The sequence below is a fragment of the Pseudomonas sp. P4_D7 genome (genome assembly GCF_056401755.1).
In genome coordinates, this window is the sequence record NZ_JBFUIR010000052.1 from 1 (window position 1) to 15,082 (window position 15,082).

Annotated in this window: 8 protein-coding genes; 5 read left to right on the top strand and 3 right to left on the bottom strand. The window is 62.7% G+C overall.

Going from position 1 to position 15,082, the window contains the following annotated elements; all coding sequences use genetic code 11:
* Window positions 1-135: 135 nt before the first annotated feature.
* From AC1DVF_RS24520 to cbiE, 3 genes are read right to left on the bottom strand one after another with little or no spacing between them, the layout of a single operon-like run.
* Complete coding sequence (locus AC1DVF_RS24520) at window positions 136-864, bottom strand: cobalt-precorrin-6A reductase (RefSeq protein WP_186620960.1); 729 nt, start codon at window positions 862-864, stop codon at window positions 136-138.
* Window positions 861-1,958 (bottom strand): cobalt-precorrin-5B (C(1))-methyltransferase, encoded by a 1,098-nt coding sequence (locus AC1DVF_RS24525; protein ID WP_477783278.1) that lies wholly within the window; start codon window positions 1,956-1,958, stop codon window positions 861-863. Before AC1DVF_RS24525 ends, AC1DVF_RS24520 begins: the two co-directional genes overlap by 4 nt.
* On the bottom strand, window positions 1,951-3,162 hold the full coding sequence (cbiE, locus tag AC1DVF_RS24530) for a precorrin-6y C5,15-methyltransferase (decarboxylating) subunit CbiE (RefSeq protein ID WP_414925533.1): 1,212 nt from the start codon (window positions 3,160-3,162) through the stop codon (window positions 1,951-1,953). Before cbiE ends, AC1DVF_RS24525 begins: the two co-directional genes overlap by 8 nt.
* Window positions 3,163-3,294: 132 nt before the next feature.
* On the opposite strand from cbiE, the gene cobG reads away from it, so the two are divergent.
* The 5 genes from cobG to AC1DVF_RS24555 all read left to right on the top strand — a co-directional run bounded on the left by cobG (window position 3,295) and on the right by AC1DVF_RS24555 (window position 14,999).
* The gene (gene cobG / locus AC1DVF_RS24535; RefSeq protein WP_477783279.1) at window positions 3,295-4,590 is read left to right on the top strand and encodes a precorrin-3B synthase; all 1,296 of its coding nucleotides are present in this window, start codon (window positions 3,295-3,297) and stop codon (window positions 4,588-4,590) included.
* Entirely contained in the window at window positions 4,583-5,209 is a 627-nt protein-coding gene (locus AC1DVF_RS24540) for a precorrin-8X methylmutase (RefSeq protein ID WP_477783280.1), read from the top strand. Before cobG ends, AC1DVF_RS24540 begins: the two co-directional genes overlap by 8 nt.
* Window positions 5,206-5,940 carry a precorrin-2 C(20)-methyltransferase gene (locus AC1DVF_RS24545; RefSeq protein ID WP_371857758.1) on the top strand — a complete coding sequence of 245 codons (735 nt, stop codon included), beginning with the start codon at window positions 5,206-5,208 and terminating at the stop codon, window positions 5,938-5,940. Before AC1DVF_RS24540 ends, AC1DVF_RS24545 begins: the two co-directional genes overlap by 4 nt.
* A complete protein-coding gene (gene cobJ / locus AC1DVF_RS24550) occupies window positions 5,940-7,640 on the top strand; it encodes a precorrin-3B C(17)-methyltransferase (RefSeq protein ID WP_477783281.1) in 1,701 nt (566 codons plus the stop codon). The genes AC1DVF_RS24545 and cobJ overlap by 1 nt, the downstream gene beginning before the upstream one ends.
* Window positions 7,641-7,940: 300 nt before the next feature.
* Window positions 7,941-14,999, top strand: a complete 7,059-nt coding sequence (locus tag AC1DVF_RS24555) for a TcdA/TcdB catalytic glycosyltransferase domain-containing protein (protein WP_477783282.1) — start codon at window positions 7,941-7,943, stop codon at window positions 14,997-14,999.
* The last annotated feature ends 83 nt before the right edge of the window (window positions 15,000-15,082 follow it).

Below are 15,082 nucleotides of genomic sequence, written 5' to 3' on the forward strand. Positions count from 1 at the left end.
GCAGGCTCGCTGCAGGCTCGCTCCCACAGTGGTCGGTGGCGAACACGTAGTCTGTGTACGTCGCGAACCTTGTGGAAGCGGCGGTGCGACGATTCGACTTGCCCGCGAAGGCGTCCGTGAGAACTGCGCTTGTTTTTAGATAAGGTTAAGGGGCGCAAGGGCCATGAGGATTGCGTCGACCGAGGCAAACTCCCGATCAACCCCCGGCAACCCCGGTCGCTTCAACACAATCACCGGCAGCCCACGCTCGCGCGCCACTTCCAGCTTCGGCTCGGTGGCGGTGCTGCCGCTGTTCTTGCTGATCAACACATCGATCTGCCGCCGCTCGAACAGTGCGCGCTCATCCCCAAGCAGAAACGGCCCACGCGCACCGATCACTTCGCAGCGTTCATTGCCCGGGTAGACGTCGAGGGCGCGCAGAGTCCAGAACTGGTCCTGAGGGATTTCATTGAGGTGCTGCAGCGGTTCGCGGCCGAGGGTGAACAGCGGTCGGCGAAACGGCTTGAGGGCAGTGATCAACTCGGCCCAGTCGCTGACTTCGCGCCAGTCATCACCGGGCTGCGGCTGCCAGGCCGGACGGCGCAGCGCCCAGCAGGGGATGTCGGTCAGTCGCGCGGCGGTCGCGGCGTTCTGGCTGATCTGTGCGGCATAGGGATGCGTGGCGTCGAGCAACAGTTCGATGCCTTCGTCACGAATGAATTGCGCCAGACCCTCAGCGCCACCGTAACCACCGACGCGCACCTGACAGGTCAGATCCGTCGGCACCCGGCCAACACCGGCGAGGCTGTAGATATGTTCTGGCCCAAGCGTGCGGGCAATCGCCAGTGCCTCAGTGACGCCGCCGAGCAGCAAAATCCGCTTCATGCAAAACCTCCGGCATGCCCGACAATGCCGCCCTGACGATCAATCGCAAATACCTCGACCTGCACCTGCGGCGGCACCACGCTGCGGGCGAAATTCAACGCATGGCGGCAGATCTCATCACCGAGGGCGATCCCCGCCGCACTGGCCATGGCCAATGCCTGCTGGCTGGTATTGGCCTCACGAATGCTTTGCTGCAGCGCCTCTTCGGCGCCAATCGCCGCCGCCCACTCAGCCAGTTGCGGCAAATCGATACTTGAATGCCGCGAGTGCAGATCCATGTGTCCGGCCGCCAGTTTGCTGATTTTGCCGAAGCCGCCGCACAGGCTGAGTTTATCCACAGGCACTTTGCGCAGATGCTTGAGCACCGCGCCGACGAAGTCGCCCATTTCGATCAGGGCGATTTCCGGCAGGTTGTAGACCCGGCGCATGGTGTCTTCGCTGGCATTGCCGGTGCACGCGGCGATGTGCAGATAACCATTGGTTTTCGCCACATCGATGCCTTGATGGATCGAGGCGATGTAAGCCGCGCAGGAAAATGGCCGGACGATGCCGCTGGTGCCGAGGATCGACAAACCGCCAAGAATGCCCAGCCGTGGATTCATGGTTTTCAGCGCCAGCGCTTCGCCGCCCTCGACGTTGACCGTGACGTCGAAGCCGCCGGCATAACCGGTTTCGGTGGCCAGCATTGTCAGGTGATCACTGATCATCTTGCGTGGCACCGGGTTGATTGCCGGCTCGCCGACACCCAGCACCAGTCCCGGCCGCGTTACGGTGCCCACGCCGGCGCCGGCATTGAAACGAATCCCCGGTTCACTCAGCAGCCGCACGCGCGAATAGAGCAACGCGCCGTGAGTCACGTCGGGATCGTCGCCAGCATCCTTGATCGTGCCGGCCTCGGCGCCGTCATCGGTCAAGCGGCAGAACTCCAGACGCATCTGCACTTGTTTGCCTTTGGGCAAAACAATCTGCACCGCATCGGCCGCCAGTCCGCTGAGCAACAGGCGCGCGGCGGCCAGGCTGGTCGCGGTGGCGCAGCTGCCGGTGGTCAGGCCGCTGCGCAGGGGCGCGGTTTGTTCGGCGGTTTCGTCACGCATCGAGGGGTTTGACCAGATCGAGCAGGGTGATCGGCAGCGCCTGGCGCCAGGTGTCGAACTCGCCGAGCGGCTGCGCTTGGGCGACATGGATACGCGTCAGCTCGCCGCCGAAGCGTTCGCGCCAGTTCATCAGGGCCATTTCGCTTTGCAGCGTCACCGCGTTGGCGACCAGACGGCCACCGGGTTTGAGCTGTTCCCAGCAGGTTTCGAACACGCCCTCACGGGTGACGCCGCCGCCGATGAATATGGCGTCCGGGCGTTCCAGTCCCGCGAGTGCCTGCGGTGCCTTGCCGCGAATCAGTTGCAGGCCCGGCACGCCCAGTGCATCGCGGTTGTGCTCGATCAATTGCTGGCGACCATCATCGGCTTCGATGGCCAAGGCGCGGCAGCTCGGGTGCGTACGCATCCACTCGATACCGATCGAACCGCTACCGGCGCCGACATCCCAGAGCAGTTCGCCGGGGGTCGGGGCGAGGCGGGCGAGGGTGATGGCGCGCACGTCGCGTTTGGTCAACTGGCCGTCATGCTGGAAGGCCGAATCCGGCAGTCCGGCGAGACGCGAAAGGCGCGGGGCCTGTGCGTCGGCCAGACATTCGATGGCGATGACATTGAGGTCGGCCACGGACGCGGTATTCCAGGCATTGGCGGTGCTGTCGATGCGCCGTTCGGCGTCACCGCCAAGATGCTCAAGCACGCTCATGCGACTCGAACCGAAGCCGCGCTCGCCGAGCAATTGCGCGACCGCCGCCGGGCTCTGGCCATCGTTGCTCAGCAACAACAGGCGCACGCCGCTGAACAATTGCGCATTGAGCGCCGCCAGCGGTCGGGCCACCAGCGACAGCGTCACCACCTCCTGCAATGGCCAGCCGAGACGGGCGGCGGCCAGCGCGCAGGACGACGGGGCGGGCAGGATCAGCATCTCTTCACTTGGCACCTGGCGGGCGAGGCTGGCACCGACGCCGTAGAACATCGGGTCACCGCTGGCCAATACGCAAACTGCTTCGCCACGCTGTTCCAGCACCGGTGCGAGGGAGAACGGGCTCGGCCACAACTGGCGTTCGCCGCGAATACACACCGGCAGCAAATCCAGTTGACGCTGGCCTCCGACGATCCGCGAGGCGCCCAGCAGGGCACGCCGGGCGTTTTTGCCCAAGCCCTTGAAGCCGTCTTCACCGATTCCCACTACCGTCAGCCAGGGTGACATCTATATTCCTCTAAACACGCCGTTCCGACGGGCAGTCTTTTCATGCCAGCGGACAAAGCAGGCATAATACCGCGCCTTCGCCCGCGAAGCGCCTTTCCCACGCAGCCGGTCAGCCCCTTGAACGAACGCCCGATGTCCACCGCCTTACGCCCCTCGGCCTGCCCGGGGTTGCTGCGTATCGTCCAGGCACTGGACGGCGGCATCTGCCGGATCAAGCTCAATGGCGGTTCGATCAGCGCCGATCAGGCCGACGCGGTGGCCGATGCTGCCGAACAGTTCGGCGCGGCGATCGAGGCGACCAACCGTGCCAATCTGCAGATTCGCGGGATCGGTGAGCAATCTGCGGCACTGATCGAACGCTTGCTCGCCGCCGGTCTCGGCCCGCGCACGGCGGCCGGTGACGATGTGCGCAACCTGATGCTCAGCCCCGCTGCTGGCATTGATCGGCAGATGCAGATCGACACGCGCAGACTCGCCGGGCAGATCCTCGACACCTTGCAAAGCCATCCACAGTTCCACGAGCTGAGCGCCAAATTCGCTGTGCAACTGGATGGCGGTGAAGCGCTGGCGATGCTCGAACATCCCCATGACCTGTGGTTATCGGCGTTCGCGCGTGACGGCAAAACCTGGCTGGCGTTCGGCCTGGCCGGATGCCCGACGGATCGCGCGGTCGGCGCGGTGGCGCTGGAGCACGGCCATGCGTTGGTGGTGGCGGTGCTGGAGTTGTTCCTGGCGTTGGCGCGTCCCGAGCAGACGCGCATGCGTCATTTGCTCGATGAATTGCCGATGCCGGCGTTTCTGCAACAACTGAGCGCACGTTTGCCGATCAAGCCGATCAGCGATTGGCAGCGCACCGCCGAGGCGGACGATCTGCACATCGGTGTTCATCCGCAAAACACTGCGGGTCAGGTGTATATCGGTGCGGTGCCGGCGCTGGGCCGTCTCGATCCGGCGATGCTGCGCGGGGCTGCGCAACTGGCCCGCCAGTTCGGCAATGGCAGCCTGCGTTTTACGCCTTGGCAAAGCCTGCTGGTGCCGGACGTCAAAGCAAGTGATGCGGCTCAGGTGCTGGAAGGCCTTGAGCACCTGAACCTGTTGACCCGCGCTACCGAGCCCCTCTCACGCCTGATCGCTTGCACCGGTGCCAGTGGCTGCGGCAAAGGCCTGGCCGACACCAAGCAGGACGCCCGCCATCTGGCGACGTTGCTGCCCTCGGCCCTCAACGTCCACCTCAGTGGCTGCACGCGTTCTTGCGCTGCCGCCCACTGTGCCCCGGCGACGTTGCTGGCCGTCAGTGCCGGTCATTACGACCTCTATTTTCGCGATGCAACGCAGCCGGGTTTCGGCGCGCTGCACGCACGCAACCTTACTATTGAAGCGGCCGCGACCCTGCTCGCCGCCCGCTCTCGGAGCCCCTTTGATGCTTGATTACATCCGCGATGGTCAGGAGATTTATCGCAACTCCTTCGCGATCATTCGCCGCGAGGCCAATCTGGCGCGCATCCCGGCCGATCTGGAAAAACTCGCGGTGCGGGTGATTCACGCCTGCGGCATGGTCGAGGCCATTGACGGTCTGCAGTTCTCCGAAGGTGCGGGCAAGGCCGGGCGCGATGCGCTCGCCGCCGGTGCGCCGATCCTCTGCGATGCGCGGATGGTCTCCGAAGGTGTGACCCGTGCGCGCCTACCGGCCAACAACGAAGTGATCTGCACCTTGCGTAACGAGAGCGTGCCGGAGCTGGCGCGCGAGCTGGGCAACACCCGTTCCGCCGCCGCACTGGAGCTGTGGCGTCCGCATCTGGAAGGCAGCGTCGTGGTAATCGGCAACGCGCCGACCGCACTGTTTTATCTGCTGGAAATGCTTGACGCCGGCGCACCGAAACCGGCGCTGATCCTCGGCTTCCCGGTCGGCTTCGTCGGTGCCGCCGAATCGAAAGCCGCCCTGGCCGCCGACAGCCGTGGCGTGCCGTTCGTGATCATGCAAGGCCGCCTTGGTGGCAGCGCCATGGCCGCCGCCGCCGTTAACGCCCTCGCCACGGAGATCGAATGATGCAGGCGAAAGGACGTTTGCTTGGCCTGGGCGTCGGCCCGGGGGATCCGGAGCTGATTACCGTCAAGGCCCTGCGCCTGCTGCGCGAATCGCCGGTAGTGGCGTACTTCGTCGCCAAGGGCAAAAAGGGCAACGCGTTCGGCATCATCGAAGCGCATCTGCAACAGGCGCAGAACCTGTTGCCGTTGGTCTATCCGGTGACCACCGAAGCGCTGCCGGCGCCGCTGTCCTATGAGCAGGTCATCAGCGATTTCTACGACGAAGCCGCCGAGACGCTCGCCGCACACCTGGATGCCGGTCGCGATGTGGCGGTGATTTGTGAAGGTGATCCGTTCTTCTACGGCTCCTACATGTACCTGCACGATCGCCTCGCCACTCGTTATGAAGCCCAAGTGGTGCCGGGCGTGTGCTCGATGCTGGGCGGCGCTTCGGTGCTCGGCGCGCCGCTGGTGTATCGTAATCAGAGCCTGTCGGTGCTCTCGGGCGTGTTGCCCCATGAAGAGTTGAAGCGGCGTCTGGCCGATGCCGACGCGGCGGTGATCATGAAGCTGGGGCGCAATTTCCCCAAAGTGCGTCAGGTCCTCGAAGAACTCGGTCTGGCCGAACGCGCGCTGTACGTCGAGCGCGCGACCATGGCCAATCAGAAAATCGTGCCGATGGATCAGGTCGAGCCGATGTCGTCGCCGTACTTCTCGCTGATCATCGTGCCGGGCGAACGGTGGCAAGGCTGATGACTCAATCCACGCCAGCCATCGTCATTCTCGGTCAGGGTAGCCTGGCCACCGCGCGGCGCATTCAGCAGGTCTATCCGGCAGCGCAGATCCACGGCCTCGCCGGGCGCGTCGAAGGCGCCGATTGCACCTATCAGGAGTTCGGCACGACCCTGCGCGCGCTGTATCAGCAAGACACGCCGATCATTGCCCTGTGCGCGGCCGGCATCGTCATCCGTACGCTGGCGCCGCTGTTGCTGGAAAAGGGCGCCGAGCCTGCGGTACTCGCCGTGGCCGAAGACGGCAGCGCCGTGGTGCCGCTGTTGGGTGGCCTCGGCGGGGTGAATGTCATGGCGCGCGACATCGCTGCCGGGCTGCAAGTCGCAGCCGCGATCACCACCAGCGGCGAGTTGCGTTTTGGCACGTGCCTGCTCAACCCTCCGAGCGGTTATGCCCTGGGCGATCTGGAACTGGGCAAGCGTTTTGTCTCCGACCTGTTGGCCGGTCACAGCGTGCGCATCGAAGGCGCGGCGCCTTGGCTGGATCATGCGCAATTGCCGGAAGATCCACAGGCGCAGCGTTCGATTCATGTCGGCAGTGCCGCGCGTGAGGCGAGTGCCAGTGAGTTACTGATCTATCCTCGCAGCGTGGCGCTGGCGGTGAGTGCCGAAACAGCTGACCTGGCGAATGCCGTTCGCCGCGCGTTGCAGCAGGCGCAAATCGCCGTGCAGTCGCTGGCCTGTCTGTTGGCCAGCGAGACGCAAATGGCTTCGCCACTTTTGCGGGAAGCGGCGCTTGAGCTGGGTGTGCCGCTGCGCTTCGTTGCGGCGCAAAGCGACATCGAAACTCTGGCACGTGCCGCAGTGCCTGAGGCTAAAGTTGTGGTCAGCCACGGCATGGCAATCGCGGTCGCCGAACAGCCGTTGGATGTTTCCAGCATTGGCCGGCCACGCGGCCGTCTCGCCGTGATCGGCCTCGGCCCCGGCGCTGCCGAACTGATGGTGCCAGCGGTGAAGGCCGAACTGGCCCGCGCCACTGATGTGCTCGGCTACGAAACCTACGTACGCATGGCCGGGCCGTTTCGCGACGATCAAGTGCAGCACTGCACCGACAACCGCGAAGAGATGCAGCGCGCCCGTCACGCCTTCAGGCTGGCCGCCGAGGGGCGCTCGGTGATTGTTGTGTCATCGGGTGATCCCGGCGTGTTCGCCATGGCGGCGGCGGTGCTCGAAGCCTTGCACGAGTCGACGGACCCGGCGTGGCACAGCGTCGATCTGGAAATTCTCCCGGGTGTTTCCGCTTCGCTGGCCACCGCAGCACAGGCCGGTGCGCCACTGGGCCATGACTTCTGCGTGATGTCGCTGTCGGACAATCTCAAGCCTTGGTCGATCATCGAAAAACGTCTGGATCTGGCCGCTGAAGCGGATCTGGCGTTGGCGTTCTACAACCCGATCTCCCGGGCGCGTCCGTGGCAACTGGGCCGGGCGCTGGAGATTGTCGCGCAGCATCGCACGACGCAAACACCCGTGGTGTTGGGCCGCGACATCGGCCGTCCGGGCCAGACCCTGCGCACCACGACACTCGGCGCCTTAACCCCCGAGCAAGTGGATATGCGCACCATGGTGTTGATTGGTTCTTCGACCACCTGCACCTTCCCGCGCGGCGACGGCGGCGTCTGGGTTTACACCCCGCGCTGGTACGGTGAAAAACCCGGGGCGTGAGAAAGTCGTGTTGAGCGTCCAGCGCAGTTGTAAGCAACTGCGTGAGACGTGATATCCGGTTAACGCTTCGGATTGAATCATCCCGCTCGAACACAAGGCCGCCAATCTTCTGGATTGGCGGCCTTGTGCGTTTGTGCGCCGGTAAGAAACCAGGCAATTCATTGCCACATGGTTCAAGCACAAACCCCGAGTGTTATTGGCTGTTTCACTGGACATCGTTTGAGTTTGTTCGGGTTTGAGCGTGGTACTCCAGTTCAATAGTTTCGTGGCGAACGAAGCCGTTATGGAAGAAGTGCCACGATGAAAACCAACAAGCCGTACGAAATCCTTTCCGTCAAAGACTTCTCGCAACTGCAGCGGGCGCTGAGCGAGTTTGCCGGCAGCGCTGAATACAAGGCGTTGTTGTCGCACTATGAACTGGCCAGACAAGCCGCTGATGACCCGCAGAGACTGCTGTTGATCAAGCTGTTTCAGCAGGCGCTGGAGTCGTTGCTCCAACGCAGGACTCAGCCCGTTTCCGAAGCCATCAGCCAGATCAGATCGGATCTGGTCAAGTCTGTCGCCAGGCTGGAGGACACACACGCCATGCTCCATGGCGTGGCCAGGCCCGTGGCGAAAATCATGCACTTTGTCTGGGTGGGCGGCAGTGAAGTCGGGGCCAATCAGCGCGACTACATGAACATCTGGCGCCAGGTGCTGGAGCCGCAGGGTTACCGCTTCAACCTCTGGTACGACAGTGATGCGTTGCTGGCCTTTAAAATGAACCGGGTGATCCTCGACAGCGCCAGAGTGGATGCGCTGGAGTCGGGCGGTGACAAGGTCAGCAAGGCTTTTCAGTTGTCGCAGATGATCGAAGACCGTGCGCGGGTGTTGAAGCAGCAGATGTTCGCCCACCTTCAGCAAGCCCAGTGGCGGGGGCGAGCCGACGAAGCGCGTATCGACTTGATGGTGCGTGCCTACGGCAAGGATCGGGCGACGCTCGAAGCCTTTCGCCAGCGCTGCCTGCAGACGCATCAGGCGATGCTCGGAGCGGACCTGCAATTGCGCGATGTCGGCGACGAATTTGCCGGGCACTTTTTGCAGGATGTCTATCAGCGCGAGGTGGCCATGCGCGGCAATTTTGCCGCAGCGAGCGATGTCGTGCGCCTGCAGGCCGAATACCTCGAAGGTGGCCGTTACAGTGACATGGATTACTTGCCGCCACTGGCGGACACGCTGGCCGGCGTCGATATTCTCAGCGTCGGCGAAGAAGGCCGAATCGGCGTTTTGCAGTTGCTGTTGAACCACAATGAAGCGTTGATGCCGGGACGCGACCGCCAGCGGTATCTCGACCGCACTGACAAAATCCCGCCCGAACACCTCGAGGCATTGACGGCGTTTGCCCGTGAGCAACACCCGCTAAGCGAGATCTTTGTCGCACCGCAAGATCACGCGGTGCCGCAGGACGCGATGCGTTTGGGCACGGCCTATGGCTTGCCGGACTGGGCGGAAATGAATGCGCACATGCTGGCCCATCCCGGCAGTGCCATGACCCTGGCGTACATGCAGATGATCCGCCTCAATTATGACTGTCTGCTGGAAGTGGAGCGGCGTGCGGCGCTCGCCGGCATCGACGCGACGGATCAGGCACGGATGTTTGATGTGGTCGAGAATGTGGTCAACGAAGCTCAGGCGCAGGGCAAACTGCCTGAAGCGCAAGGCGAGGTGTTCCGCTCCAGATTGATCGACGCGATTTTTACCTATTACCGCGATGGCATTCGCCTTGAAGCCCGCGGCACCATCACCCTGACCGGCCCGGGGGCCGCCGCGGCCGCGCTGCTCAAATACATAGAGCAGCACCTGCAACCCGATCGACATGTGCAGATCCGTGAGCGCCTGAAGTTGCTCGAAGGCTACAACACCCACACCGAGGAGGAGATGATCTCCGGCTGGACCGTCGACGGTAAGGCCGAGCAATGGTTGCTCGAAGAGCGGGAAAAGTGGCAGAACGGCAAACTGAAATCGCGCTACGTCGGCCAACTGGCGGATCTGCTGAAAGCGCACACGCTAACCTTCAAGCAGGGCTGGCCGGTCATCGAAGGCCAACCGGTGATGTTGACCTCGGTATTGCAGCCACTGATGGACGATCTGGGCGAGCCCTTCCTGCGCGCGATGCAGGAGAAGTTGAGCGGCGACATGACGTTCAATTCAGCGATCTCCATCGGTTTCGACAGCCGTGAGCAGATTCGCGCGCAAACAGTCCGTGAGATTCCGCTTTCCCATGGCGCGGAGCCTACCCGCAATCTCAATGAGTTGTTCACCCTCGTTGCCCATGGCTCGCTGGCGGTTGAGCAACTCAGCCCGTTGCAACGCGTCATCCTCGGCGGGATGTTGGGGGCAAACAGTCTGGATGCCGCCGGGTTTGCCCCGGTCTGGCAGAGCGTTATGGACATCGCTCGGGAAACCGCTGAGGGCGGTTTGTTCGCCCGTTACCACGCGATCGAAAAGACCCTGATTCAGCAGGCGGCGCCGAACTTCGAGGCGGGGCTTGCCGGCGCGAGCATCCACGGCACGCACACGGCGCGCGAACTCAAGGCGTTGGCGATGAGCGAACCGCTGACGCTGAAACAGTGGGGCGAGCGCATCGGACAGATCAATCGCACGGCACAGCGTGAATACCACAGGCACATTTTCAAGCGGGGTGGCCAGGTGCGGGAGGCGTTGTTCCAGTCCGGCGCCGTGTCCGTCAGGCAGCTGCCGCAGGATTTGTTGAGGCGCAGCACGGGCGACCCGGGACGCCGTTGCTATCCGCTGGCGTTGTTGATGGCCGCCGCCGTGGGTGCTGGCGGGTTGGCCGAGCGTGCACTGATCGGACGTGTGGCCAATGCCAGCCTGAGGCCGCAAGACGTAGATTCGCGGGCGTTGCTCAGTGCGCTGGATGAGCTGGGCGAGGTCTCCGGGCGTGCGATCGGACAGGCTCGTGGCCGGCAAAACCTCGACAGCGTGATGCAGACACTGGAAGCGAAAACCGCCCCCGGCGTCCTGCTGCTCGATACAGGCAATCACGCTTTGCTGGTGGCCAAAGTGCAAGTGGATGAGCAAACGTTCTATCGCTTTTATGATCCCAATTTTGCGATTTATGGATTTGCCGCAAGCGCAGAAATGAAGCAGGGCGTGGCACGCTATTTAAGTGACGACGGCAACACTTTGGCGAAGTTGTACGGCCTGACTGACATCGGCACTGCGCAGTTCGATGTAATCGAACTGGACACCGTAGCGCTCGCCGAGCGGACATTGTCGTCCGGGTTGCGCGTCGAGAGTTTTTTGCAAACCGCAGCGATCGCCGACCCTCAGGCGGTTTCGGTCTGGGCCAGGCAAGCTGTCGCACGCACGCGCTCACTCAGTGAAAACGCGCGGCTGGGGGCTAGCCTCGCGCAGTTGGACGCGCGTTACTGGGCGCAGGAGTTTGATCAGGCGACCCGGCAATTGCGCGCTGAACACACATTGGGTCGCGACTATCTGCCGCTGCTGGAAACGCTCAAGGCAAACCCGGACGCGGGTTATTCGCTGACGCTGGTGGATGTGCAAAACCCGGCCAGATCACTGACGGTCGGCACCGCCGATGCGCGGTTCGACAGGCTTAAAAAACACCTTCAACGTTTGGTTGTCGCATTGACGGGCAAGCCGAGTACCGCGGTCGAAGCCGACGGCGGCAGTCGTCTGAGTTTCGCCTTCGCGATCCAGGCGTTGGTCACTGAAATGCGCCATCGTGACTATCAGGCTGATGGCGAGCGGGCGCCGGTTTTGTCGATAGCCCTGCAAGTGCAGGTCTATTTCAACTATGCGCAGTTGGGTTTCGGCGTATTGAGCGACACGGCCCAGACGATCAATCTGGTGCGTCAGGTGGCGGCCAGCGAACGGGCATTGGCGCTTGGTCAGTCGTCGTTGTCCGGGCGTCTGCTGGGGCGTGCCACCACGGCAGGCGGATTGGTATTTTCGCTCGCCAACATCGGCTTCGATCTCCACAACCTGTCGGTGGCCGAGAACCACGAGCAACGCTCGCGGTTCTCCACCTCACTGGTATTCAACGTTGCGGCATTGGGGCTGGATGTTGTTGCTTTGGCGGCTGGCGGGGCGGTGGGCACGGCAGCGGCCGTTCTCTCGGTGCCGCTGCTGGGTGTCGGCATTGGGGTGACGGCGATTGCCAGCAACCTGGGACAGATCAGGGACAAGGCGACGGCGGTGGGCAATCATCTGCGGGCGATCGGTCATGCTTACCGGCGCGGTGCCTACACCTTGAAGGATGGCGTGCTGCAATTTCCCGCAGAAGCGGTCATCGTCAGTCTGAACCTGCAAACCAATGACGTGCGCTTCGACAGCCAGAAGTTTTACCCCTGGACGGGCGGGCTACTGGAACTGCCGCAGTACAACGATGACCCGCAGGCTATTCACCTGTCCCTCGATATCCGCCAGGCACTGGGGCTGCCCGAGGTCGTTCATCTTTACCGCGACGAAACCGACAGGCTCGAGACGCTGGTGCTGCCGTGCACGCCGATCTGCCATTACGGTTACGAGTATCAGTTGAAGGGGCTGGGCGGGTACACCTACGACCCCCTTCCCGGCGAGGTCGGGGACGCTGGCGACATCCCTGCTGAAACCCGCTACCCGCAAGTGACGGATCGCATGGCGGACACGCTGGAGTATGACCAACACGGAAACCGGCGCTTTTATCTCACCAGCAACCCGTCGCTGCCGCACATTCTGTACAAGCTGCATCCGGTCTATCAACCGACAGACATCAGCGTGGTGCTGGACAGTCAGGTACGCCAGTTGGTGGTGCCGACCCTGGAAGCGCTGGTGCACAACAGGATTTCCTACGCAATCAGCGCACCCGAGGGGCAATACCGGATCAGGCTTGCACCCGGCATCGTCTCGGTCAGATTTAATGGCCCTGCCAAGTGGATCGTGCAGGCGACCTGGGCTTGCCTGGAACAGGTCAGATTTGCCGTCCCGAATCGGGAAAATGATGATGAAGTCCAACTGATGGTTGATGGCACGGTGCTGTCGGTTTTCGATGGCTTGATCGAACTGGCCGAGGGCCTGTTCCGGGTCGATGGGTGGGAGCGCTGCCTTCGCTTGCAGTCGGTCACCCTTGATGAGCAAAGCCGCCTGCCGCAAATACTGGCGATGCTGCGCCAGCACGCCCGCGAAGGCCAATTGGTCGCAAATGCTGTGGCGCTGTACAAATTCCCCATGCCCGCCGCCATGGTGGTGACCACCGCCTGGTATGACGCGACCAGTGATCGTCTGTTGTACGCGCGCAATCTGCCGAGCGCGGTGAACGAGAGGCTGCTGTTGGGCGGCGCCAGTGCCCGCCATGCCTGGTTCTACCATCCGCAACGGGCGACGGTCTGGCGTGTCGACGCGATCACCGGCACGGTTGTGCATCGCTACCGCTTGATGAACCCCGCGAGCGGGTCGCACATCATGGGTTGTGTCCAGGACGCCGATGGCAGTTTGCGAGTGTTGCAACGCTTGCTGATCGACGCCCGGATAACTGAAACCGAAACCACACTGGAGTATCGCCTCAGCGATGCGGCCGTGGTCCTGACGGGCATCAAGTCATCGTTTATCGAGGAACCCACCGCGCGTCCCGGGCAGGGCGACTTGCATCACTTCACGACCTTCGGCGCGTATAACGATGAAACCCCGGGCATGGCCAATGCCATCAGCACCTGGGTATATGCAGCGTTCGTTTACGCGCGCACCTACTACTTCGAAGGATTGCGCCGGCGTGCCTGGGTCAACAAACGCACGGGCCACTATTTTTCGGCGGGGTTGGGCAGTGAGGCGGACATGGTCATGTTGATGCCGGCCGATCCGCAGAGCGGTGCGCTGCTGTTCTACAGCAAGCAAGCGCAGACCATCAGTCAAGGGGTGGAGCCGAGGGTGGGGCAATTCATCAATCGGGTCATCGAGCGCGATATTGTCGACGTCACCCAAACGTACGGAAGCTACATTGCCACCAAGGCCGACGGCCGCCTCTTCGAGGTCGACACCAGCCTCAAAGATGAGCAGTGGACGGACGGCATTCCCACGCCGAACATTCTGAAATTTGCCGGCCTCGGCCAGCGCTGGCTACAGCTCAACGCCGACTGGCTGGACGCCTTGCCGGCGCTGGCAAAAGTCTACAAAGCCGAACCTTTTCCGCTCATCGGATTGGGCAATGGGGCGGGTCATGCATTTCTGCCGGCGTGGTGCATCGAGGAGCAATTCGTCGTGTCGAACATCGATCCTGAAGTGCAGTTGACGCCGTTGGGACTGACGCCGGACAAACAGGCCGCATGGTTGCTGGAGGGTTCGACCGGGCGGCTTTATCGCCAGCCGACGATTGCCATCGAGGCATTGCGCGTCGCGTTTGCTGCTGGGCCGCAGCGCGTGAGCCCCGGGCAGTTGCCCATGGCAGAAAAGGTCTGGCCGCAATGGTCATTTGTTCACGTGCTGAGGCATGGACAAGGTCTGCTCGGGCAAACCCGCGACGGGGTCAATGTCGAGCTGCACGATCAGCAGCCAGCGCGGATCATCAGCGTGGAAAATCGCTGGTCGCACGTGCAGGGGCAGACGGCCGAGCAGTGGCGTACGCGCTTGAAAGCACTGCTCGCGGGGCAGGTCCACGCGCAGGTCGTGCCGGTCGAACATACCGGCACGCGCTACACATATTACCTGCCTGCAACGGATCGCTTGTTTGAGGTCGCCGGGCGCCATGCGCGACAGTGGCCGACGTTTCTTGGCACGCGCCAAAACACCGCTGCGCTGCTATTCGACGCAGTTGACGGACTTGTCTTCAGCACAGGCCCGGTCGATCCTGATCCTGTCTGGATTCCGGGCTGCCACGCGCACCGCGAAGGCGAGGTGTTGTCCCTGTCCTTGAGCGATGAGGTGACCGATATCTGCGCATTATTGCCCGATGGCATCGACACACTGATTCTGGCCTTCGGTTCCCGGGAGACCGGGTATCGCATCACCGACGAAACCTGGCAGCGTCTGGACTGCATCGTGGTCGATACGCGGCTGGCAGCGGACGACGATGGTCCGGGCACGAACCTGCTGTTCCTCGACATGGCTGACTGCGCGCGCCTTTTGATGTCGCGGGTTGAAGGGCATCTGGTGATTGCCGACCCGGACAGTGCAAGCACGCTGATTGTGCGCAATGTCGAGCCGCAGGGCGGCGAGGAAAACACGCCAATGGAAATAACAGTCCGGCTCGATGAGCGGGTCCACTGCACGTTTACTCTCGCTGATTGGTTGCAGCGTTTTGCGCAGGTACAAGGCGCTAATGCCGTGGTCAGTCTGAACGAGCTGATCGAGGCAGCGCTTTGAGTCAACGACCGATGTAGAAAGTAAAAGGGCCGTGAAGAGTAAATTCACGGCCCTTTGCAAGAAGTGTACGGACGTATTCGATG